We start from the raw sequence: 25,491 nt of genomic DNA on the forward strand, positions 1-25,491 counted from the left end.
AAAACACACTGAAACCCTACCTTTGAAACTTGTCTTTTAAGACGTTACACGCCATTCAAATCAATATCATGAAAAAGCTAGAACTACTCAAAAAATATTTTGGTTACGACAGTTTCCGCCCATTACAAGAAGAAATTATAGACAGCGTTATTGCTGGAAAGGACCTTATGGTCGTCATGCCTACTGGTGGAGGTAAATCCATGTGTTTTCAATTGCCTTCTTTACTTCTAGACGGTGTTACCCTAGTGGTGTCACCTCTTATTGCTTTAATGAAAGACCAAGTAGATGCGTTGCGGGCTAATGGTATTCCAGCCTCTTACTTTAATAGCTCGCAAGATGCTACACAGCAACAAGAAATGCTAGAAGAGTTGCGCTCTGGAAGTCTCAAATTAATTTACGTAGCTCCAGAAAGCATCGGTTTACTGAATAATCACCTTCAAGGGATTCCTGTTTCTTTAATTGCTGTGGATGAGGCACACTGTATTTCTACATGGGGACATGATTTTAGACCTGCGTATACACAGTTATCATATTTTAAAACAAGCTTTCCAAACGCTAACTTAATAGCATTAACTGCCACCGCCGACAGAGCCACTAGGGCAGACATCAAAAAACAATTAGGAATTCAGAATGCACAGGAATATGTCTCTTCCTTTGATCGCCCTAATCTAACTCTAGAAGTACGTCCAGGAAACAATAGACTGCAGCAAATACGTCGTTTTTTACAAAAGAATAAAGACGAATCTGGTATCATCTACTGCCTAAGCCGTAAAACTTGTGAATCATTAGCTAGTAAGATAACTGCTTATGGTTTTGATGCAGCAGCTTATCATGCTGGTCTAAGTCATGAAGAAAGAGAAAATGTACAAGAAAAATTTATCAAAGACGATCTTAAAATAGTGTGTGCTACTATTGCCTTTGGGATGGGAATTGATAAATCTAATGTACGATTTGTACTGCACTACAACATGCCTAAAAACATAGAAGGCTATTATCAAGAAATAGGTCGTGCTGGACGCGATGGTATCAACTCACACGCGCTATTATTTCACAGTTATGCAGACGTGATCCAACTGCGCAAATTTGCCGAAGGAAGTGGAAATGCTGACTTACAAATTGCAAAGCTGGAGCGCATGAAGCAGTTTGCCGAGGCGCTTACTTGTCGTAGGAAGATGCTTCTCTCCTACTTTAATGAATATCTAGATGAAGACTGTGGCAACTGTGATGTATGTCTAAACAAACCAGATTTCTTTGACGCCACACTACCGGCACAAAAAGCATTGAGCGCCATTATACGCACTAATGAAACAGCCTCTCTTAATCTATTAATAGATGTATTGCGAGGTGCGCAAAATGCAGCGATTATGGAAAGTGGTTTCCAGCATATTAAAACTTATGGCGCTGGTAAAGAAATCACCTGGAACAACTGGCAACAGTACATTGTACAAATGATAAATCAAGGTCTAGTAGAAATAGCTTTTCATGAAAATAATCATTTAAAAATTACACCTCAAGGTAAGGAGGTGCTTTTTGACGGTCGCAAGGTATCTCTAGCAGTAATTCCAAAACCAGAAGAACTAGCGTCACGTAGAGCACAACGCACTAAAGAAGAATTACCTACAGAGGTAAATCGCGATCTTTATGAAGCATTGCGCAAAACTAGATTACAACTAGCTAATGCTGGAAATCTAGCTCCTTATATGATTTTTAGTGATGCAACTTTAAAAGATATGGCAGCTAGAATACCATTGGACGATAATGAATTTGCTGATATTACTGGAGTAGGAACACACAAACACGACACCTATGGTGCACCGTTCTTAAAAATGATATCAGAATTTAAGGATGACCGTAAAAAAGACTTTGTCTATAGAGATGAAATAGTAAAACCAAAAAAAACCAAAAAGAAAAGCAGCGGTCCTAAAAAGGATACTGTAATGGAAACGGTACATCTATTTAGAGAAGGTAAAACCATTCAAGAAATAGCTAAAATTAGAAATTATCAACCTGGCACTATCCTAAATCATCTTACTAAGCGTTATGAAAGCCACAATGATATAGATTTAGAAAAATTAATAGATCCTAAGGATTATGATTTAATAGCCGCAGACTTTGAGCAAATAAAAGATGCTGAGAGTCTTAAAAGTATTTTTGAGCATTTTGACGGTAAGATAGATTACGGATCTTTGAGACTAGGTCTGACTTTATTAAATGAAAAAGCAGCTATTTAAAATAGCTGCTTTTTTATAAATAATCTGTTAGAAAAATTAAGATAGAAATCTATCCTCCTACTATAGCAGGGTTTACCCAACTAAACTTAGCAGACTCTGTCGGTATTTTAACACGTTGTGAAATACGCTCCATACGAGCAGGTAATTTCATTAAGTAATCACGTGCTTTTTCTGCTTCTTCTGTAAGATGTGTCATGTTTGCGATATCCCATTGATCGATGAGTTTTTGCATGATATCTATATAATCTTGTGCTGTATAAACACCTATACGTTGTGCACTGTTAGAAAAGTCTTCAAATGCAGCACCTATAGACTGTCCTGACTCTCTCAAAAACATAGCAGGCATTACAATTTTATGCACCATCATTTCTTTAAAAGCTACCATCATGTTACTAGCATCTACTTTAAATATCTCTGAAACAAAAGTACTGTAAGCTTTATGGTGACGCATTTCATCTCCTGAAATGATACGACACATTTTTGATAAGGCTACATTACCATAACCACGTGCAAGTTTTGCAACACGATTATGTGAGATGTAAGTTGCTAGCTCTTGAAAACTAGTATAAATAAAGTTCTTATAAGGGTCGCGATCCGTTCCTATATCAAAACCATCAGTTATTAAATGATGTGTAGTAATTTCTACCTGACGCATATCTACACGACCAGATAGATATAAATACTTATTAAGCACATCTCCATGACGGTTTTCTTCACCTGTCCACTGACGCACCCATTTAGACCAAGCGTTTCCTTTACCTTCTACTTGATTAATACCTTCTACATCCATTAACCAAGACTCATACGTAGGTAGCGCTTCTTCTGTAATGGTGTCTCCCACTAGGGCTACCCAAAAGTCGTAAGGTAATTCTTTTGCTAACTCTCTTAGCTCTTTTACTTCTTCTAAGAAAGAATCTTCTTGAGAGTTGGGTAAGAAATCTGTAGGTTGCCAGATTTTTTCAACCGGTATTAAAAATTGATCCATAAAAGATTCAACTTTACTCTCTAGCGATTGCATCACCTCGATGCGTATATTTTTAAGGGGCTTGCTCATAAGTATGGCTTATTATGTAAAGGTAGTCGTTTTGAATTTGTTCCGCTTTCGCAAAAGCGAAAATGTTATCTAGCTCTATACCGCTGTAGAAGTAACGCCATTATGCACAATTTCTTGTGTTTCTAGGATTACCTCGTCCATATTCCTACCTTGAATAGGAATAGGATTATGGATGGTTAGTGCTATTTTATTCCCTAAACCATAAGGGAATTTTCCATAACGATCTACTTTCCAACTGTTATTAATTGTAACTGGTACGATAACAGCGTCTGGGACATATTTAAAAATAGTCTTTAAACCGTTAGTTTGAAATGGTTTAGGCACTCCTGTTCTACTGCGAGTTCCTTCAGCAAAAATCACTACGCTACGTTTTTTTTCATGTACGTTTTTCGCAAATTTAACTAGTGCTGTTATGGCCTGTTTGCGATCTTTACGATCTATGGCGCAGTTCTCTCCTATTCTTAAATTAAGTGAGATGCTAGGAATACCTTTGGCCAGCTCTTTTTTTGCAATAAATTTTGCATGATAATCCCTAAGATAATAAATTAAAGGCGGTATATCAAACATACTCTGGTGATTACATACAAATACGTATGATGGACCTACAGGTAATTTACTTTTATAATTGATACTAAAGGTATTGAACAACGGTAACTGAGACTGCATTAAGAACCAGTTAAGTATGTACACACTCTTGCGATGTGCATTATAGCCGCCTAATTTATAGCAAATAAGCTGTATAGGATGGAAAATAACCAGAAACAAGAAGAACAGTATGAAGTGAATTACTGTTAATGGATATGAGATGATTTTTTGCATGCTGCAAAGATAATTTGTTAATGTACATCAAAAAACGAGAACTGCTTAAATCGATATGCGTGCATAGTATTTTTGAGTTAGGAGTTAGGAGTTAGGAGTTAGGAGTTAGGAGTTAGGAGTTAGGAGTTAGGAGTTAGGAGTTAGGAGTTAGGAGTTAGGAGTTAGGAGTTAGGAGTTAGGAGTTAGGAGTTAGGAGTTAGGAGTTAGGAGTTAGGAAAATCAAATTTTTAAAATTATAACACAAGAACAAATGGGATTTATTTTACTTGTGAATTTAAAGATGACCTTGCTTGTTATTTAAATACTTAAAACATCTAGTGATACATCTTAAATAAAAAAAGTGCTTTTGTTTTCACAAAAGCACTTTTAAAAATTTTAAACTAAGACCGACTAGCAGTTCTCGTTATAAGCCTCTTTAAGGTTTTCAGCGATCATTTCAGCTGGTCTTCCTTCTATGTGATGACGCTCTAACATGTGAACTAACTCACCATTTTTGAACAACGCCATAGATGGAGAACTAGGTGGAAAAGGAATCATAGCTGCTCTTGCTGCATCTACTGCATCACGATCTACTCCTGCAAAAACTGTCACGATGTGATCAGGCTTTTTTGAGTTATCTAGAGACATTTTTGCTCCTGGACGTGCATTTGCAGCCGCACAACCACATACAGAGTTTACAACAACAAGTGTTGTACCTTCTTTACTTAGTGCTTCTTTTACGTCGTTTTTTGTATATAAGTGTTCAAATCCTGCGTTACCTAAATCGTCACGCATCGGCTGAACTAATTCTGCTGGGTACATATTATTAATTTTTTACAAAGGTAAAGACTTCTAGCTCTTTATAAAATAGCAATCCTATCATTTAAGTTTATTATAAGAATGCTTTTATGTATAGTTGAGTGAGTTGGTGAGTGAATTTATAAAAAACAATCATTACCTATTTATTTTACTCACATCAGTAAACTTTTAATAAAGACCTGTTTCTGTTCTAATTTCATTCCTAACCGTTTACAAATGTTTAGTATCTTTAAAAAATAGATAGTAAGGTAATTATGGCTAGAAAAAAATGTCCTGAATGTAAGGAAGAAGTGCGCGGCAGAGCTGATAAGATTTACTGCAGCGATTACTGTCGTAATGTGGCTAATAATAAACTTAATAGAGATAGCAACGCCTTAATGCGCAATATCAATAATAGATTGCGCAAAAACCATAGGATATTACAGGAGCTTAACCCTACAGACAAGACCAAGGTGACTAGAAATAGAATGCTTGCTGGAGGGTTTGATTTTAATTTTTTCACTAGTATCTACACTACTAAAAAAGGTACCGTCTATTACTTTGTATACGACCAGGGCTATCTACCTATGGACGATGATCACTACTTAATTGTTAAACGCGATTGATCAATAAAACAAGTAAACGCACGTTATTACCTCTATAAAACATCTAATTCTTACATGAATTTTACTTCTAATAAAGACATCTATCGATGGATCATGATTGTAGTCGCAGTCATTATCACCTCACTAATTCTATGGAATACTTTTGATTTTTTCCAGCAATTAAAAGAGAATGAACGTAAGAATATACGCGAGTTTGGTATCGCAGCAACAGATCTTCAAAATCAGTCTCTTAATGCAGATTTAGGTGATTTAGGTTTTACTGTAATGGGTAACACTACATCAGTACCTATGATAGTGGTTAATTATAAAGGTGAGATGAGTGCCCGTAATTTACCAGAAAAAGCAGAGCGCGATACAGAAGAACTTAAAAGACTAATCGAGGTTTTTAAACAAGAAAATGACCCCATAGTCACTGAGTTTGAAGGAGAGCCTTTTAGTACGATTTATTACGGTAATAGCGATGTAATTACAAAGATTAAGTACTACCCAATGGCTCTGGTAATTATAATGCTTCTATTCTTCTCGGTTATATGGTTCTTCTACCGTTCTAGTAAAGCAAGTGAGCAAAACAAACTTTGGGCTGGTATGGCCAAAGAAAGTGCGCACCAAATAGGCACACCTCTTTCCTCTCTAGTAGGCTGGACTACTATTTTAAGAGATACAGACGTAGATCCATCTTACATAGATGAGATGGAAAAAGATATAAACCGTTTAAAAATGATTACAGATCGTTTTTCTAAAATAGGCTCTATCCCTACTCTTACCGAAGTGGACATCGTCCAGCAAACTAAACAAGCCGTAGAGTATATAGCAAACAGGTCTTCAAAGCTTATAAAATTTGACATAGACTTACCAGATCAACCTATACAGGTTAAATTAAACGAGCCTCTTTTTGAATGGGTGATAGAAAATTTGATTAAAAATGGTATCGATGCTATGAAGGGAAAAGGAAATATATCTGTGTACCTCAAGGCAGACGTGTACAACGTATTCATTAAAATAAAAGATACTGGTAAAGGAATTCCAAAACAGCAATGGAATCAAATATTCACACCTGGTTTTACTACTAAAAAAAGAGGTTGGGGTCTGGGATTATCACTTGCTAAGCGTATTATCAAAGACTATCATAACGGTAAAATAAGAGTAGCCGATAGTAAAAAAGACCTAGGAACTACCTTTGAAATTACTTTGAACAAGATCTAATAAAAATTAAATATTTTAACTTCTAGGTAGCGTTACTGTAAAAGTGGTCCCTTTTCCAAAGACTGTATTCATCTCTATCTTTCCATTAAAGTTTTCTACGATTTGTTTTACCATAGCGAGACCTAACCCCATACCACTATTTTTAGTTGTGAATTTAGGCTCAAATATTTTCTTCTCATTATCTGGATGCACGCCAGTACCATTATCTTTAACTTCTAGATAAATTCTTAGATCATCGTGAGTAATGGAGACCTCTATGAGGTTTTCTCTATCCTTATCAACAGCTTGTATCGCATTTTTCACAAGATTAGTAACTACACGTATTAACTGAGTTCTATCAAAAACTGCCATTAGAGAATCCGTATCTTCTGTATAATTAATATTAGATTCATTAAATATATCCAGCGCTAGTTGGGTAACCATGCATACATCTGTCTCCTCATTTTTTTGAGCAGGCATGGTTGCATAGGTAGAAAACGCACTAGCTATATTACTCATAACGTCTATTTGCTCAATTATAGAATTAGAATATTCATTTAATTTTTCTTTAGCATCTGGATCTTCTGGATCAAATCTTCTCTGAAAACTTTGCACCGTAAGTCGCATAGGTGTCAACGGATTCTTAATCTCATGTGCGACTTGTTTTGCCATTTCTCGCCACGCTTGTTCTCGCTCACTGGTAGCCAGTTTTACCGCGCTTTCTTCTAGCTCATCCACCATTTTATTATAAGACTCTACTAGAGTATTTATTTCTTCAGTCCCTTTGTAATCTATTTCTAGCTTACGGTTGCGTTTTGAAATATCCAACTCTTTCAGGTTATCAGATATATTTCTAATGGATCTAGTTATATATCTAGAAAGAAAATATGCCAGTACTATAGAAAAGCCGAACATAAGTGCATAAACTAATGCCAGTCTCTTAAGAAATTCCTCTAGTTCATGATTCATAAAATCATCATTCTCTATATAGGGTAAGTTAAGGATAGCAATATTCTTAAATTTATTATCTGTTAAGTAGGTATAACTAGATCGATAACTCTCGCCGTCTACTTCAAATTGCTCTACGTAACGATCATCTTCGGCATTTTTAAGTCTTTTAATAATACCTGACGATATTTGATTGTGTAAACTGTCACTAATGAATTGTGCCTTTGAGCTTTTAAGTAAAACTCCGTTTAAATCATACACATAAATAGGCATACCGTGTACAGCACTCAAATCATAAATATCTTCTTTAAAAATATAAGGTAAATTACGAGTCACCACCTCATAAGTAGTTTCATCTAGAATAAACGCAATGTGTTCCTTAATAGCCTGTTCCTTACGTAACAATCGCTTTTCATGATAATCCTTTGCCTGCTCCTGAAATTGATATATAGACATACCAGCAATCAAAACACTTGCAATAATAGTTAGCACCATCATAGAGAAGAAGATGCGATTTCTAAGGCTATTTTTATACAATTTCATTAAGGTAAAAATAACAATAACCGAGCCAGTTGTAAAAAAATATTAAATCTTATGAATGAATGAGGTTTTAATTCCGCTTTCGCGAAAGCGAATACAACATCCATCTATAAAGAGACCATAAAACTCTGTGCGAGGACAGACTGCATATAATCACTTAAATTAATAGATTTGCATCATGAAAATAGATAATCTAGAGCAAGGATATTACGGAATAGGAATCATGCATGGTAAGACACCAGAAAATCTAGGTGTTTTATGGCGTACGGCACAAAATCTAGGAGCAAATTTCATTTACACCATAGGTAAACGCTATGCAAAACAAGCCTGTGACACTCACAACGCTGTAGGTGCTATCCCTTATTTTCATTATAAAACATTTGAAGATTTTTATAATCATTTACCTAAAGGCGCAATGGTGGTGGGAATAGAGTTAACCGACAGCGCTGTGGTATTAGAAAATTTTAAACACCCACGTAATTGTGTCTATTTATTGGGTGCAGAAGACCATGGGTTAACTAACGAGGCCATCACAAAATCACATCATGTAGTGAAATTTAATACTCCTAAAAGCCTAAACGTGGCAGTTGCAGGAAGTATTATTATGTATGATAGAAGCGTGAAAGGAAATCATGTCTACATCAATGGCGTTCCTAAAGAGTCACCTATAGACCTAAAATAATTTTACATTTTTAATTTTAAAACCATGAAAGTTTTTACTTTTATGATCTAAACTATTATTAAAATAAACCATGAAACAAGGAACCGTAAAATTTTTTAATGAATCAAAAGGATTTGGATTCATCATTGAAGAAGGAACTAACCAAGAATGCTTTGTACACGTTACAGGAACTATCGACGAGATAAGAGAAGGTGATCACGTAGAGTATGAAGAGAAAGAAGGAAAAAAGGGAATGAACGCAGTTAATGTAAGACTAGTCGATTAATTTTTCATTCTATAGAAAAAAATCAAAATCCCAACTCATTAAATGAGTTGGGATTTTTTTTATATAATAAAGAGTATGGGTGTTGTTAATTGCAGCCCATAAAAAAGCCGCTGTATGACTACAACGGCTTTTTAAAATGTGTTTAAAGTAAAGTATTACTTAATACCTAATTCTGCCTTTACATCATTAGTAAGATCATAACCGTCTGCCATGATGATACCAGTTCCTGTAGTTGAATCAAGAACGTAATCAAATCCTTTTCTTCTAGCAACAGTAAATATTGCTTCTCTTACTTGCTTATAAAGCGGTTTTAATAAGTCAGTTCTTTTTTGACCCATTGCAGTTTGAGAATTTTGGTAATACTCTTCTAATTTTTTCTGACCTTCTGCAAGCTCTGCAAGAATTCTTTCGTTTTCTTCTTGAGTTCTTTGAGGTGCAGCTTCTTGCGCATTTTGATATTTGGTTTTCAATTCCTTATCCATTGCAGTTAACTTAGTCTCATAAGTTTTTGCAAGGTTTCTTAATTGCTTATCTGCAGCGATAGCACTAGGTAACGACTCTACTAATGATTGAGAAGCTACGTGACATACTTTAGTAGGTTGTGCATCTTGTGCATGACCTAAATTAATACCTGCAAATATGAATGCGATTACTGCTATTAGTGTTTTTACTTGTTTCATTTCTTTATTAATTGTTATCAATTTTTAATTCTATCAGCCTAGTGAGGCGGCTGCAAATATAAGGAGTTCCTATATTATTCACCACCAGGTGGTGTGTTCTTATTTTTCTCTGCGTTTCTAGCGTCTATCTCAGCTTGTTTCTTTGCTTTAGCCTCTGCCCTTACCGCGAGAACACTATCTTTTCTGCGTTTGCGGTCTGCCATAAGCTTATCTCTTCTAGCTTTGTACGCAGCTGCTTTTGCCGCTTTTGCAGAGTCACGAACTCTTCTTTGTTCATTACGGATTGCGTCACGCTCTGAAATAGCTTTTTGAACCGCTTCTTTTTTGTCCTCTTTTGCTTGTTCTTTTTTCTCTTTTTCTTCTGCCTCTACAACAGATAAGTAAGGCTCGTCATCTTGTACAGGATTGTTTCTTGCATCTTGTTTTTCTTGTGCCTCTTTTCTTTTACCAGTTCTACCAATAGCTTTTAACACTAAATCACTAACATCATGACGGTCTGCACTATATAACAATGCTGCTTCAGAACTATCGATTAACATATCGTACTTCTTCTGTTTACCTATCTTTTGCACCTCATTAAAAACTTGATCTTGTATAGGCTGTATCAATTGTTGTCTTTGCAATAGAAAATCACCTTGTGGACCAAATCGTTTTTGTTGATAATCAGCTAGATCTTGTTCTCTTAAAGATATGTCTTCTTCCTTTTCTTCAATAAGCTCTTTAGTAAGTAAAACCTTTTCGTTTTGAAGAGAGGCTTTCATTTGAGAAATCTCGTTAGACATTTGATCAATCTCACCTTTCCATCTTTGCATTTTTTGCTCAAGTTGTTTTGATGCTTCTTGATATTCTGGAACACTTTCTAAAATATATTCCATGTCTATGTAGGCTATTCTTGCTCCTCTTTGTGCTTTCGCAAAAGTGAAACTAAAAAAAGCTACTACTCCAATAATTAAAATCTTAGTTCTCATAAGCTAGTTGTTTAAAGAAATAATCATGCCATATTTAAAACTGTTGTCCGATTATAAAGTGAACATTCCAGCCACTAGGTTCATCACTTGCCACCGTAGGAACACTATCAAATCCATAACCAAAATCAACACCTAATAAACCAAATGCTGGCATAAATATACGTAATCCTGCACCAGCGGAGCGCTGTACATCAAAAGGGTTATAAGCCCTAAAGTCTTGATAAGACCCAGCTGCTTCAGCAAAAGTCAGTACATAGATAGATGCTGCTTGCTCCAAAGAAATTGGGTAACGTAATTCCATTGAAAATTTGTTATAAACTGTATCTCCATCAGTACTATTTGTTAACGCACTATTATCATACCCACGCATTCTAATAATATCACGACCGTCTAAAGAGAATGAACCTAAACCATCACCACCTACAAAGAATCTTTCAAATGGAACTAGACCACGATCATTATTATACGCTCCTAAGAAACCGAATTCAGTTTTAGTCTGTAAAATTAATTTCTCGTATAGTTGTGTATACCAAGTTCCATCAAATTTAATTTTATAATATTCTAAAAACTTAAATTTTTCTTGATCTATTTTTCCTTGATCTGCGATTCCGTTAGTTTGGAATTCTGGATCGTCCTCTAAATTTGCATAATCAACTCCATTCCATACGGAGTAAGGTAAAGTCATTTTTGCAGTAAGCGAAAATGAAGATCCATAAGTAGGGAAAATAGGATTTACACCCACATTATTTCTACTCAAACCTACCGTATATGCGAGGTTATTTGAAAATCCATTAGGGAAGTTAAACAAACTAGTCTGATAGTTTTTTAAGTTATAATGTTGAAATGAGATAGCCTGTGAGAACTGAAAGTATTGATCAGGCCATTCTAATCTCTTAGCAATACCTACCGTACCTCCAGTAATTAAGAATCTTTGACTTCTATCTACCTCACTAAAATCTAGAGAACTCACATTAAATTGCTCACTGTGTGAAAAAGAAACATTAAAAGAAACTGGTTTTTTTCCACCCAACCATGGTTCTGTGAAATTTAAACTATAAGTTCTAAAAATAGTACTTGCCTGTGCTCTTATAGCTAAGGTCTGGCCATCACCCATTGGAACTGGTTGATATGCATCACCATTAAATAAATTACGTAATGAGAAATTACTAAAACTCAAACCTAAGGTTCCAACAAAACCTCCACCTCCGTAACCACCTTGCAACTCTATCTGACTTGCACCTGATTCTACTAGTTCATAATCCACATCTACGGTACCATCCTCTTGATTAACATTATTCAATTGTGGATTTATCTGTTGAGCATCAAAGAAACCTAACTGACCTAATTCACGAATAGAATTAATAATCTTTTGACGAGAATACTTCTCTCCTGGAGATGTTCTTATCGCTCTATAGATAACATGATCATTTGTTCTTGTATTACCACTTACACTTATGTTATTAAAATAAGCTTCTTTACCTTCTACTATTCTAATTTCAAAATCAATCGTATCATTTTGAACTCGTGTCTCCACTGCGTTTACGCTAGAGAACAAATAACCGCTGTTTTGATATAAATTAGTTAAATCGTCAGAATCTGGATCTTGCGGATTACTAATTCGCTCATCAAAAGCAACACCATTATAAACATCTCCTTTTTCTATCTTCAGTAACCTCTTTAATTGCTCATCAGAAAAAGCAGTATTACCTATAAACTTAATATCTCCAAAATAATACTTTGTTCCCTCTTCTACTTTAATGTCTAGAGAGATGGTTTTTTCATCTACCTTAGTTAAGGTGTCAGATATAACACGAGCATCACGATAACCACTTTCTTTGTATTTATCTACAACAGCAAGTAAATCAGTCTGAAAATCGTCCTCAATATATTTAGACCTTTTTAGAAGTCTTATAAAATTCTTCTTTTTGGTGTTAGACATTGCACCACGCAGTTCCTTATCGGTAAGCATGGAATTGCCTTCAAAATTTATCTCTGCTATTTTAACCTTCTTACCTTTATCGATATCTATTTTCATATCGACTCTATTCTTGCCTGTGGTATCCACTAGAGTACGAGTTTTCACCTTAGCATCTGCATACAAAAAACCTTTCTTTTTATATTTATCTTCTATAAAAGATCTGGTAGTTGTAATAAGGTTTTCAGTAGCTTTACGTCCTTTGGTTAACTTTAATTCTTCTCTAAGATCTTTAGTCTGACCTTTGCGCAATCCTTCTATAGTTACCTCGTTAAGGTTAGGCACCTCGATTATATTAATTTCTAAATTAATAGTATCCATCACATCATCTTCTGGATCTCCTATTATATCTGTAGCAAAAATTCTTATGTCACTAAATAGTTTTAGATCCCACATTTTCTTTACTACCTGACTTATACGTTCACCTGGTACGAAAACCTCTTCACCTTTACGTAGCCCTGTAAAAGCGATTACTGTATTCTCATTATAAGTCTGGCTTCCTGTAACAGTAATTTCACCTATTTTATATTTGGTGGCATCACCTATAGCTAGGTCTCCTCTTTTCTCTTGAGCGTATGTAGCTGCACTTAATAGTAAACATGTTACCAGTAGTAGCGAGTTTGCTAACTTTTTTATCATTCTATAATTGTTCACTTGTTTTACCAAACCTTCTTTCTCTATCTTGATAATTATGTATTGCTTCTAACAGATGTTCTCTTCTGAAATCTGGCCAAAGCACTTCTGTAAAATATAATTCTGCATAAGCAATTTGCCATAAAAGGAAATTACTAATACGTTGTTCTCCACTGGTACGTATTAATAAATCTACATCAGGCATATAACTCGTATATAGATGTTTATTAATAACGTCTGTATCTATTTGATTGATCTCTAAGGAACCTTCCTTTACCTGACCGGCCACATTTTTTATAACTGATATCAACTCTTCTCTAGACCCATAACTTAAGGCTAGAGTTAAATTCATTCTTTTATTATCTTTAGTCGCCTGAATAACCTCAGCCAGCTCTTTTTGGGCAGACTTCGGCAAAAGACTTAGAACACCTACAGCTTTAAGAGAAATATCATTCTTCTGTAAAGTAGGAAGCTCTTTTTTAAGACTAGAAACTAACAACCTCATTAAGGTGTCCACTTCTAACTTAGGTCTTTTCCAGTTCTCTGTACTAAAAGCATATAACGTTAAGTGCTCCACACCTAACTCTGCACACGCCTCTACAGACTGCCTAACTGCTTTTGCGCCTTTTTCATGTCCACGCACACGCATTAAACCTTGTTTTTTTGCCCATCTACCATTACCATCCATGATAATAGCGACATGCTTAGGGATTCTAGTACGATCGAGTAGTTCTTGTGCCATACTTAAAAGTTACAATAACAAGGTTTACGACCGAATGCGTAAGTAAGGGTTATCCCACTGAACACGTACCAGTCGTTGTTATTTAAATTACCAAATTTCAAATTGTCAAAATCTTTACTTCTCACAGGATTACTACCATCCAGATTATCAGTAAAAGTATATCTAGCACCTACCTCTGCTGCGAGTATTAATTTAGGAGTAAGAGACATCTTAACTCCAAAAATAATAGGCACCGCAATATCAGTTGTTTCACCGTATTCTTCCAACTCATTTGTGTTATTTAGTGCAAACAACTCATAATGAAACGCAGTAAGCCCAGTATATAAGTAGGGTGTAAACTGTGGTCTACCTGAATATAATTCCCAATCCCAGAAGGTATACTCTATACCTACACTTGCTTCTAGCATATTGTAATCATAGTTTAAACCTCTTAAATCTCTTGAAATATCGTCGCTATCATTATCATCACCTACCATATTTGCAGATATTATGGTAGCTCTAAAACTATGTCGCGGACTACGATTCCATTTAAATATACCACCTATCGCGATATCGTTAAACTGAATGTACTGTGTACTCCCTACATCACCCACAACATTTGAGGTTCCTGCAAAAATACCTAACTCATAGGTTTGCGCTTTCGCGAAAGCGAAACTAAAAAAAACAATAAATAAAAAAACTAAACGCATGGAATTTTTAAAACGTGCAAATATAACAATTCTCTTTACCCAGCATGATGTTTACATGCTCGATTCTAGTAATACAGAACTAGTATTGATGTTTTTTATTGTTTAATTGCGTTTATCTTCACCCCAAAGCAGCTTCTCTCTTATGGTCTTGATAAAACTCTGACCTTTCAACTCTATGAGATCTATAGTGAAATCTGCTTTTTTAAGGGTCAATTGTGTCTCATTAGGATAGGATGCTATACGATTATCTAGCGATGCAAGAAACTCTTCTTCTCGCCCACTTACTTTAATAGTAATCTCTGTATGATCTGGAATAACTAGTGGACGCGCATTTAAATTATGAGGTGCAATAGGTGTTATCACAAACGCATCTGTATCTGGAGATATTACCGGACCACCACAACTTAAACTGTAGCCTGTAGAACCTGTAGGTGTCGATATTATTAAACCGTCTGCCCAGTAAACCGTTAACAGCTCTTTATTTAACTTAGTTTCTATCTGGATCATGCTAGTAGTATTCATACGACTTACAGTCACCTCATTAAGTGCAAAATTACGCGGCTCTGGATGGTTCTCTTCATGCGTGGAAACCAGCGTTATTAAACTACGCTTACTTAAAGTATAATCTCCATTATGCAAAGCATCAACTGCTTCTTCTAACTGATCTTTATGCAAGGTCGCTAGAAAACCTAATCTACCTGTATTAACACCTATTACCGGAATATCTACTTTACCTATATAAGCAACAGCTCTTAAAACAGTACCATCTCCACCCATACTTATAAGCAGGTCAAAGGATTTATCTAATTGATCAAAGGACGCTAAATCCAAAGCAGCACCCTGATTTTTAAGTAACTCATGAAATCCAGACTCCACTAGCGCAACACAATCTTTACTTTTTAAAAGATCGATAAGCTTCTGACACGTTTTCACTGTGTCATCATGAAGATACTGACCATATATAGCAACTTTTTTCATTTACATATTTAGGTATTTATTCAAATAATCTGAGCGTTCTTTTAAGGTATCTAGATAAGAATCTTCTTCGGCAGCGCTTACTATCTCATAACTATACCTTCTAAAAGTCTGTAGAACGGTATTTAAATTTTGAGGACTCAGTTTAAGAGTAATCTCCGACATATGGTCGTTATAATTACTTACAAAACAACCGAATATCTTAGAATCATTAGACTCAACTATTTGTGCAATTTCACTAAAACTATAATCATTAGACCCTTTTTGAACCACTACTACCGCACCAGACTCATACATAAATGGCGCGTCATTAAACAGCTCCATAATATCTCTGAGCTCATAATAACCTAAATATCCATTCTTACCATCTAAGACAGGCATCATATTAGACTGATGTTGTGCAAACGCCTCTAAAACATCTAACCAATGCGTTTCTTCTTTTACATGAAATGCAGTCATAGAATATTTAACCGTTTGCAGCTTTTGATCTGACTCAAAACAATGCGCATCATTTTCTGACAGACACCCTATATAAATACCATTTTCCATTATAGGTAAATGAGAATAGGTAAGCTGCGAGAATATTTCTTGAGCTTTTTTCATGTCTGACGAAATGTCCAAAGGCTTTACATCATTAATTATGTATTGCTTAATATCCATAGAGTGCAAAAATTTAACGCAAATTAATCAATTCTACACTTATGCGTCTGACGCAATCCTTTGTATTTTTGAAATAAAAATACAACATGGCAATTTTAAGTGTAAATGTCAACAAGATAGCAACTTTACGTAATTCTAGAGGTGGCGACGTCCCTAATTTATTAAAAGTAGCAATCGACCTAGAAGCTTTTGGTGCGCAAGGAATCACTATCCACCCTAGGCCAGACGAGCGTCATATAAGATATCAAGATGCTAGAGATCTTAAAAAGGTAGTAAAAACAGAACTTAACATAGAAGGAAATCCAATAGAAAGTTTCATTAAACTAGTGGACGAGGTACAACCTGCACAAGTCACCCTAGTACCAGATGGACCAGATGCTCTTACATCTAATGCTGGATGGGACACTATTAAACATAAAGACTTCTTGACTAAAACTGTAAAACACTTTAAAGATCAAGGAATACGCACCAGCATATTTGTAGACCCTACCATAGAAATGATAGAAGGCGCTGCACAAACCGGTGTAGACCGCATTGAGCTATATACCGAAGATTATGCTAGTAATTATGATACTGACAGAGATAAAGCTATCGCTCCTTATATAATAGCAGCAAAAAAAGCAACAGAACTTGGCATAGGAATAAATGCTGGTCATGATTTATCTTTAGAAAACATAAAGTTTTTCAGCGAGCAAATACCAGATTTATTAGAAGTATCCATAGGTCATGCTTTAATTTCAGAAAGTCTTTATCTAGGATTAGAAAATGTGGTTAACATGTATAAATCAAGACTAGTATAATGTTACATTCTATAATTTTAGGTGAAGGACAGCCATTTTTAATCCTACATGGCTTTTTAGGCATGGCAGATAACTGGAAAACTCTAGGTCGCAAATGGAGTGAAGACGGTTTTCAAGTACACCTTATCGACCAGCGCAACCATGGACGCAGTTTGCATAGTGATGAGTTTAACTATTCATTAATGGCGCAAGACATAAAAGAATATTGTGATGAACACGAACTTAAAAACATTATTCTTTTAGGACACAGCATGGGTGGTAAAGTAGCTATGAGGTTTGCTGCAGAGAATGAGAGTTATCTAGACAAACTAATAATAGCAGATATCGCTCCTAAAGTTTACCCACCGCACCATAGTGATATTATCAACGGTCTAAAAAGCATCGACTTTAATAAGGTAAGTTCTCGCAATGATGCAGACGAGATGTTAGAAAAAGTAATTTCTGACTTTGGTACACGCCAGTTTTTATTAAAAAGTCTTTATCGCGTCGAGAAAGGGCGTTATGGATGGCGATTTAATCTAGATGTTTTAGGTGAGTCTCAAGAAAAAGTAGGTATTCACGACCCAATCACGACACCTATAAAAACACCTACCCTTTTCATAAGAGGTGGCAACTCAGGATATATATTAGATAGCGATGTGATGCTTATAGAGCACGCTTTCGCGAAAGCGGAACTAAAAACAATAGAAAATGCAGGACACTGGCTTCATGCAGAGAAACCGCAAGAATTCTTAACATATGTTACGGAATTCGTAAAATAACAGTTGTTATGCTTGCATAATAATAACGAAAACGCTTGCGTAATATTAATTTAATATTAAATTTGGCACATACAAATTTAACTTATACCTCAAACCCTTGATTATGAACAAACTGAAAGTTTTTGTTGTACTTTGTTTGATCTCTACGTTTGCATACGCAGGTGGATATCGTGTTAGCACACAAAGTAACACGCAACTAGCAATGGGACATACTGGTGTCGCTGTCGTTAATAATGCAGACATCTTATTCTTTAATCCAGCTGGAATAGTACACCTGGAAAACAAATTAAATATAAGCGCCGGTGGTTTCGGTGTATTTTCTGATGTAAAGTACCAAAATCAAGAATTTGGAACCACATTTGAAACGGAAAGTGAAGTTAGCACACCTGTTTATCTTTATGCTACTTACAAAGTATCTGAAGATTTTGCTGTAGGTTTAGGTGTTTACACTCCTTATGGAAGTAATGTAACATGGCCTACTGACTGGGCAGGATCTCACCTAGTTAATGAAATAGATTTAAGTGCTATTTTTATTCAGCCTACTTTATCTTATCAGTTATTTGATAGTGTAAGTATAGGTGGTGGACCTATCCTAGCTATAGGAGCGGTTACATTTAATAGAAACGCAAGTAGAACACTTACTGATGAAGAAGGTGTTCGTTCTAACATAGAAATAGAAGATTCTGGTATTACAGCTTGGGGTTGGTCTGCTGGTCTTATGTTTACTCCAGACGATAGATTTACTTTAGGTTTCAACTACCGTTCTTTAATAGACATTAATAGTACAGAAGGTACTGCTACTTTCTCAAACTTCCCTAACTCAAGCCTAACAGGTGTAGCAGTTGATGAAAATGGAAGCGCAACGACTGGTTTCGATGCAACCCTTCCTTTACCTGCAGAGCTTACTATAGGTATGTCTTATAAATGGGACAAATTACTTCTAGCTTTTGATTACAATAGAACTCTATGGAGTGAATACAACAGTCTAGATTTAGAATTTAGTAATGGTGTGACTTCTATTAACCCAAGAAACTATAAAGATGCTTCTACATGGAGATTAGGTGCTCAATATGAGTTTACTGAAAAACTAACCGTAAGAGGAGGTTATTACTTTGATGAGTCTCCTGTACAATCTGGGTTCTTTGCACCAGAGACACCACGTAACGATTCTAATAATTACACTTTTGGACTTTCTTACAAAGTAAATTCAAAGTTATCTATTGACACTTCATTCCTATTTGTTCAATTTAAAGAAATTAATGAATCTTATGATTTCTTTTCTGACACTGGCGCAACTACTACCGCTCCATTTGCAGGAACCTACAAATCATCAGCATTTATCGGTGGTTTAGGTATAACTTATAGCATGTAAAAAAATAAAATAATGAAAAACTTAAATATAAAATTCATTGCTCTTTTTCTTGCAGGTGCTGCAGTAATAGGCTGTGATGACGAATTTGACAACGCTATCGAAGATGGTGGAGTCTACACATCTGGAGAAGCAGACTTCTCTAAATTTGTAACTGTAGGTAACTCTTTAACGGCAGGATTTGCTGATAACGCATTGTACCTAAATGGACAATTAAATTCTTACCCAAACATTATTGCAGGTCAAATGCAGTTTGCTGGTGGTGGTGAATTTAATCAACCATTAGTTAATGATAACGCTGGAGGACTACTTGCCGGTGGAGTACAAATACTACCTAATCGTTTTGTACTAGCATCTGATGGTAATGGAACTCCTGCTGGACCAGTTGTTCTAGACGCAACACCAACAACGGATATAACTAACAAAGTAACAGGTCCATTAAACAACTTTGGTGTACCAGGCGCAAGAGTATTTCATCTTGCCGCTCCAGGTTATGGATCTTTAGCTGGAGTTGCTGCAGGAACTGCAAATCCATATTATGCTCGTTTCTCTAGTTCAGAATCTTCTACAGTAATAGAAGACGCTGTTGCTGCAAATGGAACGTTCTTTACTTTATGGATAGGTAATAATGACATATTAGGATATGCCACTAGCGGTGGTTCAGGCGTTGATAATAACGAATTAAACAATATAGACCCAGCTGCTCAAGGAGATAATAGCATAACTAACAATAATGTATTTGCTGGAGTGTACCAACAACTAGTCGCTGGACTTACTGCAAACGGTGCAAAAGGAGCTCTAGTTAATATCCCAGATGTTACTTCTATTCCTTTCTTTACAACGGTACCATCACAAGCTCTTAGCCCACTCGACCCATCTTTTGGACCACAAATACCTTTACTTAATCAGGTTTACGGTGGACTAAATCAAATATTTGTAGCGTTCGGTCAACCAGAACGTCAAATTTCTTTTTCTACTACCGCGGCTAGTGGACTTGTCGTTAGAGACAATGACTTAGCTGATTTATCACAAAACCCAAGTTTTGTAAGCGCTTTAGTTCCTTTAGTTCAAGGTATTGCTGCTTCTTTTAATTTAACACTTGATACTGCTCAAGCTACTGGATTAGCACAAATTTTGGCACCTCAATTCGGTCAAATACGTCAAGCGACACCAAGTGACTTAATAACTTTTACAGCGGCGTCATTACTTGGCGGAAACAATCAACAACTATTTGGGACATTAACAGGTGCTGGAGTACCAGTAGAATTAGCTGGTGCCCTAACGGCAAATGGTATCACCTTCCCATTAGGTGATGAATTTGTACTAGATGATGATGAGCAAGATGCAGTAACTACTGCACAAACTGCATATAACGCAACTATAGAAGCGCTTGCTACAGCAAACGGTCTTGCTTATGTAGACGTGCGTACAGCGCTATCTGCTGTAGCAACTACCGGAGTTTCTTATAATGGCGGTGTTTTAACTTCTACATACGCTTCAGGTGGTGCTTTTTCACTAGATGCTGTTCACCCTACACCTAGAGGTTATGCATTAACTGCTAACACTATTATAGACGCTATAAACGCACAATACAGTTCTACCTTACCTAAGGTAGACATAGGTGCTTACGACTCTGTTCAAGTAAGTGATTCTTTTTAATAAATAGAACATATCTTTTCTATATCAATCTGCTTAAGACTCGTTCTTCAGCAGATTTTTTATTTTTACACAAATTCAATATTATGAGATTCATTATAAAATTACTTATTACAGCAGCTCTAGTTATGGGGCTTGCTGAACTATTACCAGGTATAGGCATTACTAATTATGTAAGCGCCATTCTAGTAGCTCTAACCCTATCTATATTAAATTTTATAGTAAAACCCATACTTGTCATATTAACATTACCCATAACCATAGTCACCTTAGGAATATTTCTATTATTTATAAACGTCATCATTATCTATCTTGCAGACTGGTTTGTAGGCGGTTTTACGGTAACAAGTGTATTTTGGGCATTTATATTTTCACTATTACTCGCAGCAGCACGATCTTTTCTCTTTAAACTATTAGACAAAGAAGATAACTAAGAACACCTAACCACCACGTAGGTCAATAGCAATAAGACAAACACTTTGATAACTAGTAAATAAAGCTTAATTTTGCAGCCCAATTTTAACAGCATAAAAAAGTCTTTAAATGAATATAAAACGTACGGACACAGACGCATTAAATGCGACAATTACCATAGAAATTGAAAAGGCAGATTATCACCACCAAGTAGATAATGTACTTGCAACTCACCGTAAGACAGCAAACATACCTGGTTTTAGAAAAGGACATGTTCCAGCTAGCTTAATCAATAAGAAGTACCGCATTCCCGTATTAGTAGAAGAGATCAATAAACTGACTCAATCTCAACTTAATAAATTCATCACTAGTGAAAAAATGAACCTTTTAGGAAACCCACTTCCTAAGGCTCAAGAAGACATTGACTGGGATCAAGACAATTTTACTTTTGAATTTGAAGTAGGTCTAGCACCAGAATTTGAAGTAGATGTAAAAGGTAAAAAAGCCATTACACAATACGAAATCAAAACTGATGACAAAACAATTAACGACCAGATAGACCGCATACGTGAGCAATATGGTAAGTTAATTGCAAAGAAAGAAGTTGAAGAAGGAAATGAAGTAACTGGAGTTTTCAGAAACGATGACGAAGAGATCAATTCTGACGCTACTTTTTCTACATCAAAAATCAAAGGAAAGACAAACCTTAAGAAATTTGTAGGTGCAAAAGTAGGCGATACTTTAGAGCTTAAAACTAAAAGTCTTTTTAATGAAGATCATGATTTAATAAGCTACCTTAAAATAGATCAAGAAAAAGCAAAAGGACTTGAAATACCTGTATCTTTTGAAATCACTGAAGTTAACGAGCGTGAAAAAGCAGACTTAAATCAAGAATTCTTTGATAAGCTTTTCGGAAAAGATGTTATCAAGAGTGAAGAAGAACTAGTTGAAAAACTACGTGAAGACGCTGGGAAGCAATTTGCTCAACAAACGGATCAGAAATTATTAACTGACGTTACGGAATCACTTATTGAGAACACAAAATTTGATCTTCCAGCAGACTTCCTTAAAAGATGGATCGCAAGTAACGGCGAGAATCAATTAACAGAAGAAGAAGCTGCAGCAGAGTACGAGCGTTCTGAAAAAGGATTGAGATACCAGCTTATTGAATCTAACATTGTTCAAAACAATGAAGAGTTACAATTAAAGTTTGAAGATCTACAAGAATATTCTCGCAAAATGATACGCTTACAGATGGCACAATATGGTCATACTGGTGCGACAGATGAAGAAGTAGACGGTGTAGTAGCACGTATCATGAGCAATCAAGAAGAAGTAAAACGCATGAGCGAGCAACTTCAAAATGAGAAAATGCTAGATTTCTTTAAAGCAAACGCAAAATTGAAAAAGAAAGAAATGACTTACGAAGACTTCATCAAAGAAGCTTACCAAGCGTAATTTATTCCTGTCAATAATTCATATCTTTAGGCGTTGACTATTTTATCAATTAGTTAACGCCTTTTTTATCACTCATATAGTATCATTACCACATGGATATATCTAAAGAATTTGAAAAATTTGCCGTAAAAGATCAAGGAGTAAATCCTATGTATTACGACAAGATGGTAGGAGCAGTAACTCCTACAAATATGACTCCATACATTCTAGAAGAACGTCGTATGAACGTTCAACCGATGGATGTATTTTCTCGTTTAATGGCTGATAGAATTATCTTCATGGGTCAAGGAGTAAGCGATCATGTAGCAAACATTATACAGGCGCAACTGCTTTTCTTAGAAAGTGCAGACGCAAAGAAAGACATACAGATCTACATTAACTCACCAGGCGGTAGTGTTTATGCAGGACTAGGTATATATGACACGATGCAGTTTATAAAACCAGACGTATCCACTATCTGTACCGGTATGGCTGCAAGTATGGGAGCTGTTTTATTATGCGCTGGTCAGAAGGGTAAACGTAGTGCTCTACCACACAGTCGTGTAATGATACACCAGGTTTCTAGTGGAGCGCAAGGTCAGGCTAGTGATATAGAGATAACGGCACGTGAGGTTGTAAAACTTAGAGAAGAATTATATACCATCATAGCAAAGCATTCTGGACAGACTTATGATAAGGTCTATGCAGACTCTGACCGTGATTACTGGATGAAAGCTGATGAGGCTAAGGAATACGGTATGATCGATGAAGTATTAAGAAGAGACTAAGAACGTCTATTGCAATATAATTGTGATTATTCCGCTTTCGCGAAAGCGGAACCCACAACATTTAAACTGCCTATATTAAAATTAAGAATCGCATTTCTAACTTTATAGAAAAACGACTCCTATCTAAAAAGACACAAACTATCGTGTCAAAAACAGAAATATGAGTAAAGAACAACTAGAATGTAGCTTTTGTGGACGCAATAAAGCAGAAACTAATTTGCTTATCGCAGGACTGGACGCACATATTTGTGACCGCTGTATAGAGCAGGCTCATGGAATAGTTCTAGAAGATACTACAGTTGATAAACCTGGAGTTTCTAGCGCAGAATTAGAACTTAAAAAACCTAAAGCCATAAAAGCTTTTCTTGATGAATACATCATAGGGCAAGAGTTCACTAAAAAAGTAATGTCTGTAGCGGTTTATAACCACTATAAAAGATTATTACAAAAAAACACCGATGATGATGTAGAGATACAAAAATCTAACATCATGATGGTAGGGCAAACAGGAACTGGTAAAACACTTATTGCAAAAACTATTGCAAAAATGTTGAACGTACCTCTTGCTATAGTAGATGCTACCGTACTTACTGAGGCTGGATATGTAGGAGAAGATGTAGAAAGCATTTTAACTAGATTATTACAGGCAGCAGACTATAACCTAGAAAAAGCACAGACTGGAATCGTTTTTATAGACGAGGTAGATAAAATTGCTCGCAAGAGTGATAATCCATCTATTACTAGAGATGTATCTGGAGAAGGTGTGCAACAAGGACTTCTTAAATTACTAGAAGGAACGGTTGTAAATGTACCGCCTAAAGGTGGTCGTAAGCATCCAGATCAAAAATTTATCGAGGTAAACACAGAGAACATCTTATTTATCGCCGGTGGTGCCTTTGACGGTATTGAAAAAGTAATACGTAAGCGATTAAACATGCAAGCTGTAGGTTTCAGCGCGAGTATGTCTAACGATGGTGTGGTAGAGAAAGACAATCTTTTACAGTATATTATACCTAAAGACATTAAAGATTTTGGTATGATTCCAGAAATCATAGGTCGTTTACCTGTATTGACATACATGAATCCGTTAGACGGAAATACGTTAAGAGCTATACTTACAGAACCTAAAAATGCCATTGTAAAACAATACAAAAAATTGTTTGACATGGATGACATTGACTTTACGATCACCGACGATGCGCTTACTTATATAGTAGAAAAAGCTATTGAGTACAAGCTAGGAGCTCGTGGACTACGTTCTTTATGTGAAGCTATACTTACAGACGCAATGTTTGACTTGCCAGGTGGAGATATTAAAGAGTTAGTAGTTACTAAGGAATATGCTGCATCTAAGCTAGACAAAAGTGCTATTCAAAAATTAAAAGCAGTGAGTTAAACTGCTTCATTTATTTATTTATTATATGAAATCCCTTTGTCATTTGATACAAAGGGATTTTTTTATTTTAGTTTAGTAATTAAATCAATTTCTTCATTATTTATGTATTCACCAAAATCTTGATCTTTATATCCTTCTGCATGAATAGTAAAACTCAGAAAAGCACCTTTAGTAAAGGTTAATTTATAAATTCCATCTTTATTTGTTTTAACAGATTTAATCACACTACCTTTATAGCTTTCATCTGCACTATTACCATAGTACCAGCATTCCATATAGATAGTAGCATCCACCACAGGAACATCTGTTTTACCATCTAGCACTACTCCATTTACCTCAACATCATTCACATCGCTAGCGCATCTCCACAAACTCAAGAAGGTAAAAGCGAGGACAAAAAGAGTGGAAAACTTCATAAATAGCA

The 25,491-nt window shown here is 35.7% G+C and carries 25 protein-coding genes; 13 read left to right on the plus strand and 12 right to left on the minus strand.

The features are described 5' to 3' along the window. Positions 1-68: 68 nt before the first annotated feature. On the plus strand, positions 69-2,231 hold the full coding sequence (recQ, locus tag ABJF08_RS05905) for a DNA helicase RecQ (RefSeq protein WP_348115156.1): 2,163 nt from the start codon (positions 69-71) through the stop codon (positions 2,229-2,231). Positions 2,232-2,280: 49 nt separating this feature from the next. Here recQ and ABJF08_RS05910 read toward each other — a convergent pair whose 3' ends face one another. From ABJF08_RS05910 to ABJF08_RS05920, 3 genes are all read right to left on the minus strand, one after another. Further along, positions 2,281-3,285, minus strand: coding sequence for an acyl-ACP desaturase (locus tag ABJF08_RS05910; RefSeq protein ID WP_348115157.1), 1,005 nt, complete (start codon positions 3,283-3,285; stop codon positions 2,281-2,283). A gap of 75 nt (positions 3,286-3,360) precedes the next feature. Next, positions 3,361-4,104 (minus strand): lysophospholipid acyltransferase family protein, encoded by a 744-nt coding sequence (locus tag ABJF08_RS05915; RefSeq protein ID WP_348115158.1) that lies wholly within the window; start codon positions 4,102-4,104, stop codon positions 3,361-3,363. A 390-nt stretch (positions 4,105-4,494) separates the two neighbouring features. After that, positions 4,495-4,905: a BrxA/BrxB family bacilliredoxin gene (locus tag ABJF08_RS05920; protein WP_348115159.1), complete on the minus strand. Its 411-nt coding sequence runs from the start codon at positions 4,903-4,905 to the stop codon at positions 4,495-4,497. A 251-nt stretch (positions 4,906-5,156) separates the two neighbouring features. On the opposite strand from ABJF08_RS05920, the gene ABJF08_RS05925 reads away from it, so the two are divergent. Further along, entirely contained in the window at positions 5,157-5,507 is a 351-nt protein-coding gene (locus ABJF08_RS05925; protein WP_348115160.1) for a hypothetical protein, read from the plus strand. Between the two features lie 54 nt (positions 5,508-5,561). Further along, positions 5,562-6,710 (plus strand): HAMP domain-containing sensor histidine kinase, encoded by a 1,149-nt coding sequence (locus ABJF08_RS05930; protein WP_104514385.1) that lies wholly within the window; start codon positions 5,562-5,564, stop codon positions 6,708-6,710. A gap of 15 nt (positions 6,711-6,725) precedes the next feature. Here the strand turns inward: ABJF08_RS05930 and ABJF08_RS05935 are convergent, their stop codons facing one another. Continuing rightward, the gene (locus ABJF08_RS05935; protein ID WP_348115161.1) at positions 6,726-8,180 is read right to left on the minus strand and encodes an ATP-binding protein; all 1,455 of its coding nucleotides are present in this window, start codon (positions 8,178-8,180) and stop codon (positions 6,726-6,728) included. A gap of 175 nt (positions 8,181-8,355) precedes the next feature. Here ABJF08_RS05935 and ABJF08_RS05940 point away from each other — a divergent pair, with 175 nt between their 5' ends. Together ABJF08_RS05940 and ABJF08_RS05945 are read left to right on the plus strand one after the other, a co-directional pair. Continuing rightward, complete coding sequence (locus ABJF08_RS05940; RefSeq protein WP_348115162.1) at positions 8,356-8,859, plus strand: RNA methyltransferase; 504 nt, start codon at positions 8,356-8,358, stop codon at positions 8,857-8,859. A 70-nt stretch (positions 8,860-8,929) separates the two neighbouring features. Next, positions 8,930-9,124, plus strand: a complete 195-nt coding sequence (locus tag ABJF08_RS05945; protein ID WP_104514383.1) for a cold shock domain-containing protein — start codon at positions 8,930-8,932, stop codon at positions 9,122-9,124. Positions 9,125-9,279: 155 nt separating this feature from the next. Here the strand turns inward: ABJF08_RS05945 and ABJF08_RS05950 are convergent, their stop codons facing one another. From ABJF08_RS05950 to ABJF08_RS05980, 7 genes are all read right to left on the minus strand, one after another. Then, positions 9,280-9,804 carry an OmpH family outer membrane protein gene (locus ABJF08_RS05950; RefSeq protein WP_348115163.1) on the minus strand — a complete coding sequence of 175 codons (525 nt, stop codon included), beginning with the start codon at positions 9,802-9,804 and terminating at the stop codon, positions 9,280-9,282. Between the two features lie 74 nt (positions 9,805-9,878). Further along, positions 9,879-10,772, minus strand: coding sequence for an OmpH family outer membrane protein (locus ABJF08_RS05955; protein WP_348115164.1), 894 nt, complete (start codon positions 10,770-10,772; stop codon positions 9,879-9,881). A gap of 34 nt (positions 10,773-10,806) precedes the next feature. Then, complete coding sequence (gene bamA / locus ABJF08_RS05960; protein ID WP_348115165.1) at positions 10,807-13,386, minus strand: outer membrane protein assembly factor BamA; 2,580 nt, start codon at positions 13,384-13,386, stop codon at positions 10,807-10,809. A 1-nt stretch (position 13,387) separates the two neighbouring features. Beyond that, positions 13,388-14,122: an isoprenyl transferase gene (locus tag ABJF08_RS05965; RefSeq protein WP_348115166.1), complete on the minus strand. Its 735-nt coding sequence runs from the start codon at positions 14,120-14,122 to the stop codon at positions 13,388-13,390. A gap of 2 nt (positions 14,123-14,124) precedes the next feature. Continuing rightward, positions 14,125-14,811 carry a DUF6089 family protein gene (locus ABJF08_RS05970; RefSeq protein ID WP_348115167.1) on the minus strand — a complete coding sequence of 229 codons (687 nt, stop codon included), beginning with the start codon at positions 14,809-14,811 and terminating at the stop codon, positions 14,125-14,127. Between the two features lie 102 nt (positions 14,812-14,913). Beyond that, positions 14,914-15,789 (minus strand): NAD kinase, encoded by an 876-nt coding sequence (locus ABJF08_RS05975; RefSeq protein WP_348115168.1) that lies wholly within the window; start codon positions 15,787-15,789, stop codon positions 14,914-14,916. Next, a complete protein-coding gene (locus tag ABJF08_RS05980) occupies positions 15,790-16,446 on the minus strand; it encodes a CBS domain-containing protein (protein WP_348115169.1) in 657 nt (218 codons plus the stop codon). A gap of 86 nt (positions 16,447-16,532) precedes the next feature. On the opposite strand from ABJF08_RS05980, the gene ABJF08_RS05985 reads away from it, so the two are divergent. The 8 genes from ABJF08_RS05985 (at position 16,533) to clpX (ending at position 25,067) form a co-directional block, all read left to right on the plus strand. After that, a complete protein-coding gene (locus ABJF08_RS05985) occupies positions 16,533-17,246 on the plus strand; it encodes a pyridoxine 5'-phosphate synthase (RefSeq protein ID WP_348115170.1) in 714 nt (237 codons plus the stop codon). After that, positions 17,246-18,007 (plus strand): alpha/beta fold hydrolase, encoded by a 762-nt coding sequence (locus ABJF08_RS05990; protein WP_348115171.1) that lies wholly within the window; start codon positions 17,246-17,248, stop codon positions 18,005-18,007. The genes ABJF08_RS05985 and ABJF08_RS05990 overlap by 1 nt, the downstream gene beginning before the upstream one ends. A 103-nt stretch (positions 18,008-18,110) precedes the next feature. Next, positions 18,111-19,379, plus strand: coding sequence for an outer membrane protein transport protein (locus ABJF08_RS05995; protein ID WP_348115172.1), 1,269 nt, complete (start codon positions 18,111-18,113; stop codon positions 19,377-19,379). Between the two features lie 12 nt (positions 19,380-19,391). After that, on the plus strand, positions 19,392-21,035 hold the full coding sequence (locus ABJF08_RS06000) for an SGNH/GDSL hydrolase family protein (RefSeq protein WP_348115173.1): 1,644 nt from the start codon (positions 19,392-19,394) through the stop codon (positions 21,033-21,035). A gap of 83 nt (positions 21,036-21,118) precedes the next feature. Next, positions 21,119-21,466 (plus strand): phage holin family protein, encoded by a 348-nt coding sequence (locus tag ABJF08_RS06005; protein ID WP_348115174.1) that lies wholly within the window; start codon positions 21,119-21,121, stop codon positions 21,464-21,466. A 109-nt stretch (positions 21,467-21,575) separates the two neighbouring features. Continuing rightward, on the plus strand, positions 21,576-22,904 hold the full coding sequence (gene tig, locus ABJF08_RS06010) for a trigger factor (protein WP_348115175.1): 1,329 nt from the start codon (positions 21,576-21,578) through the stop codon (positions 22,902-22,904). Positions 22,905-22,996: 92 nt separating this feature from the next. Further along, positions 22,997-23,671 (plus strand): ATP-dependent Clp protease proteolytic subunit, encoded by a 675-nt coding sequence (locus tag ABJF08_RS06015; RefSeq protein ID WP_348115176.1) that lies wholly within the window; start codon positions 22,997-22,999, stop codon positions 23,669-23,671. Between the two features lie 160 nt (positions 23,672-23,831). After that, complete coding sequence (gene clpX / locus ABJF08_RS06020; protein WP_348115177.1) at positions 23,832-25,067, plus strand: ATP-dependent Clp protease ATP-binding subunit ClpX; 1,236 nt, start codon at positions 23,832-23,834, stop codon at positions 25,065-25,067. Positions 25,068-25,129: 62 nt separating this feature from the next. On the opposite strand, the gene ABJF08_RS06025 is transcribed toward clpX, so the two are convergent. Next, positions 25,130-25,483 (minus strand): hypothetical protein, encoded by a 354-nt coding sequence (locus ABJF08_RS06025; protein WP_348115179.1) that lies wholly within the window; start codon positions 25,481-25,483, stop codon positions 25,130-25,132. Between the last annotated feature and the right edge of the window lie 8 nt (positions 25,484-25,491).

It is taken from the genome of Nonlabens sp., assembly GCF_039941875.1.
GTDB lineage: Bacteria > Bacteroidota > Bacteroidia > Flavobacteriales > Flavobacteriaceae > Nonlabens.

Bases quoted from the DNA above. Each gene is read 5' to 3' on its own strand.
- ABJF08_RS05925 (WP_348115160.1), top strand. From the start codon at position 5,157: ATGGCTAGAAAAAAATGTCCTGAATGTAAGGAAGAAGTGCGCGGCAGA.
- ABJF08_RS05965 (WP_348115166.1), bottom strand. From the start codon at position 14,122: ATGGCACAAGAACTACTCGATCGTACTAGAATCCCTAAGCATGTCGCT.
- ABJF08_RS05935 (WP_348115161.1), bottom strand. From the start codon at position 8,180: ATGAAATTGTATAAAAATAGCCTTAGAAATCGCATCTTCTTCTCTATG.
- ABJF08_RS05930 (WP_104514385.1), top strand. From the start codon at position 5,562: ATGAATTTTACTTCTAATAAAGACATCTATCGATGGATCATGATTGTA.
- ABJF08_RS05910 (WP_348115157.1), bottom strand. From the start codon at position 3,285: ATGAGCAAGCCCCTTAAAAATATACGCATCGAGGTGATGCAATCGCTA.
- ABJF08_RS05980 (WP_348115169.1), bottom strand. From the start codon at position 16,446: ATGGATATTAAGCAATACATAATTAATGATGTAAAGCCTTTGGACATT.
- bamA (WP_348115165.1), bottom strand. From the start codon at position 13,386: ATGATAAAAAAGTTAGCAAACTCGCTACTACTGGTAACATGTTTACTA.
- ABJF08_RS05985 (WP_348115170.1), top strand. From the start codon at position 16,533: ATGGCAATTTTAAGTGTAAATGTCAACAAGATAGCAACTTTACGTAAT.
- ABJF08_RS06000 (WP_348115173.1), top strand. From the start codon at position 19,392: ATGAAAAACTTAAATATAAAATTCATTGCTCTTTTTCTTGCAGGTGCT.
- ABJF08_RS05945 (WP_104514383.1), top strand. From the start codon at position 8,930: ATGAAACAAGGAACCGTAAAATTTTTTAATGAATCAAAAGGATTTGGA.
- ABJF08_RS05920 (WP_348115159.1), bottom strand. From the start codon at position 4,905: ATGTACCCAGCAGAATTAGTTCAGCCGATGCGTGACGATTTAGGTAAC.
- ABJF08_RS05955 (WP_348115164.1), bottom strand. From the start codon at position 10,772: ATGAGAACTAAGATTTTAATTATTGGAGTAGTAGCTTTTTTTAGTTTC.
- ABJF08_RS05950 (WP_348115163.1), bottom strand. From the start codon at position 9,804: ATGAAACAAGTAAAAACACTAATAGCAGTAATCGCATTCATATTTGCA.
- ABJF08_RS06015 (WP_348115176.1), top strand. From the start codon at position 22,997: ATGGATATATCTAAAGAATTTGAAAAATTTGCCGTAAAAGATCAAGGA.
- recQ (WP_348115156.1), top strand. From the start codon at position 69: ATGAAAAAGCTAGAACTACTCAAAAAATATTTTGGTTACGACAGTTTC.
- ABJF08_RS05970 (WP_348115167.1), bottom strand. From the start codon at position 14,811: ATGCGTTTAGTTTTTTTATTTATTGTTTTTTTTAGTTTCGCTTTCGCG.
- ABJF08_RS05915 (WP_348115158.1), bottom strand. From the start codon at position 4,104: ATGCAAAAAATCATCTCATATCCATTAACAGTAATTCACTTCATACTG.
- tig (WP_348115175.1), top strand. From the start codon at position 21,576: ATGAATATAAAACGTACGGACACAGACGCATTAAATGCGACAATTACC.
- ABJF08_RS05975 (WP_348115168.1), bottom strand. From the start codon at position 15,789: ATGAAAAAAGTTGCTATATATGGTCAGTATCTTCATGATGACACAGTG.
- ABJF08_RS06025 (WP_348115179.1), bottom strand. From the start codon at position 25,483: ATGAAGTTTTCCACTCTTTTTGTCCTCGCTTTTACCTTCTTGAGTTTG.
- ABJF08_RS05990 (WP_348115171.1), top strand. From the start codon at position 17,246: ATGTTACATTCTATAATTTTAGGTGAAGGACAGCCATTTTTAATCCTA.
- ABJF08_RS05940 (WP_348115162.1), top strand. From the start codon at position 8,356: ATGAAAATAGATAATCTAGAGCAAGGATATTACGGAATAGGAATCATG.
- ABJF08_RS06005 (WP_348115174.1), top strand. From the start codon at position 21,119: ATGAGATTCATTATAAAATTACTTATTACAGCAGCTCTAGTTATGGGG.
- clpX (WP_348115177.1), top strand. From the start codon at position 23,832: ATGAGTAAAGAACAACTAGAATGTAGCTTTTGTGGACGCAATAAAGCA.
- ABJF08_RS05995 (WP_348115172.1), top strand. From the start codon at position 18,111: ATGAACAAACTGAAAGTTTTTGTTGTACTTTGTTTGATCTCTACGTTT.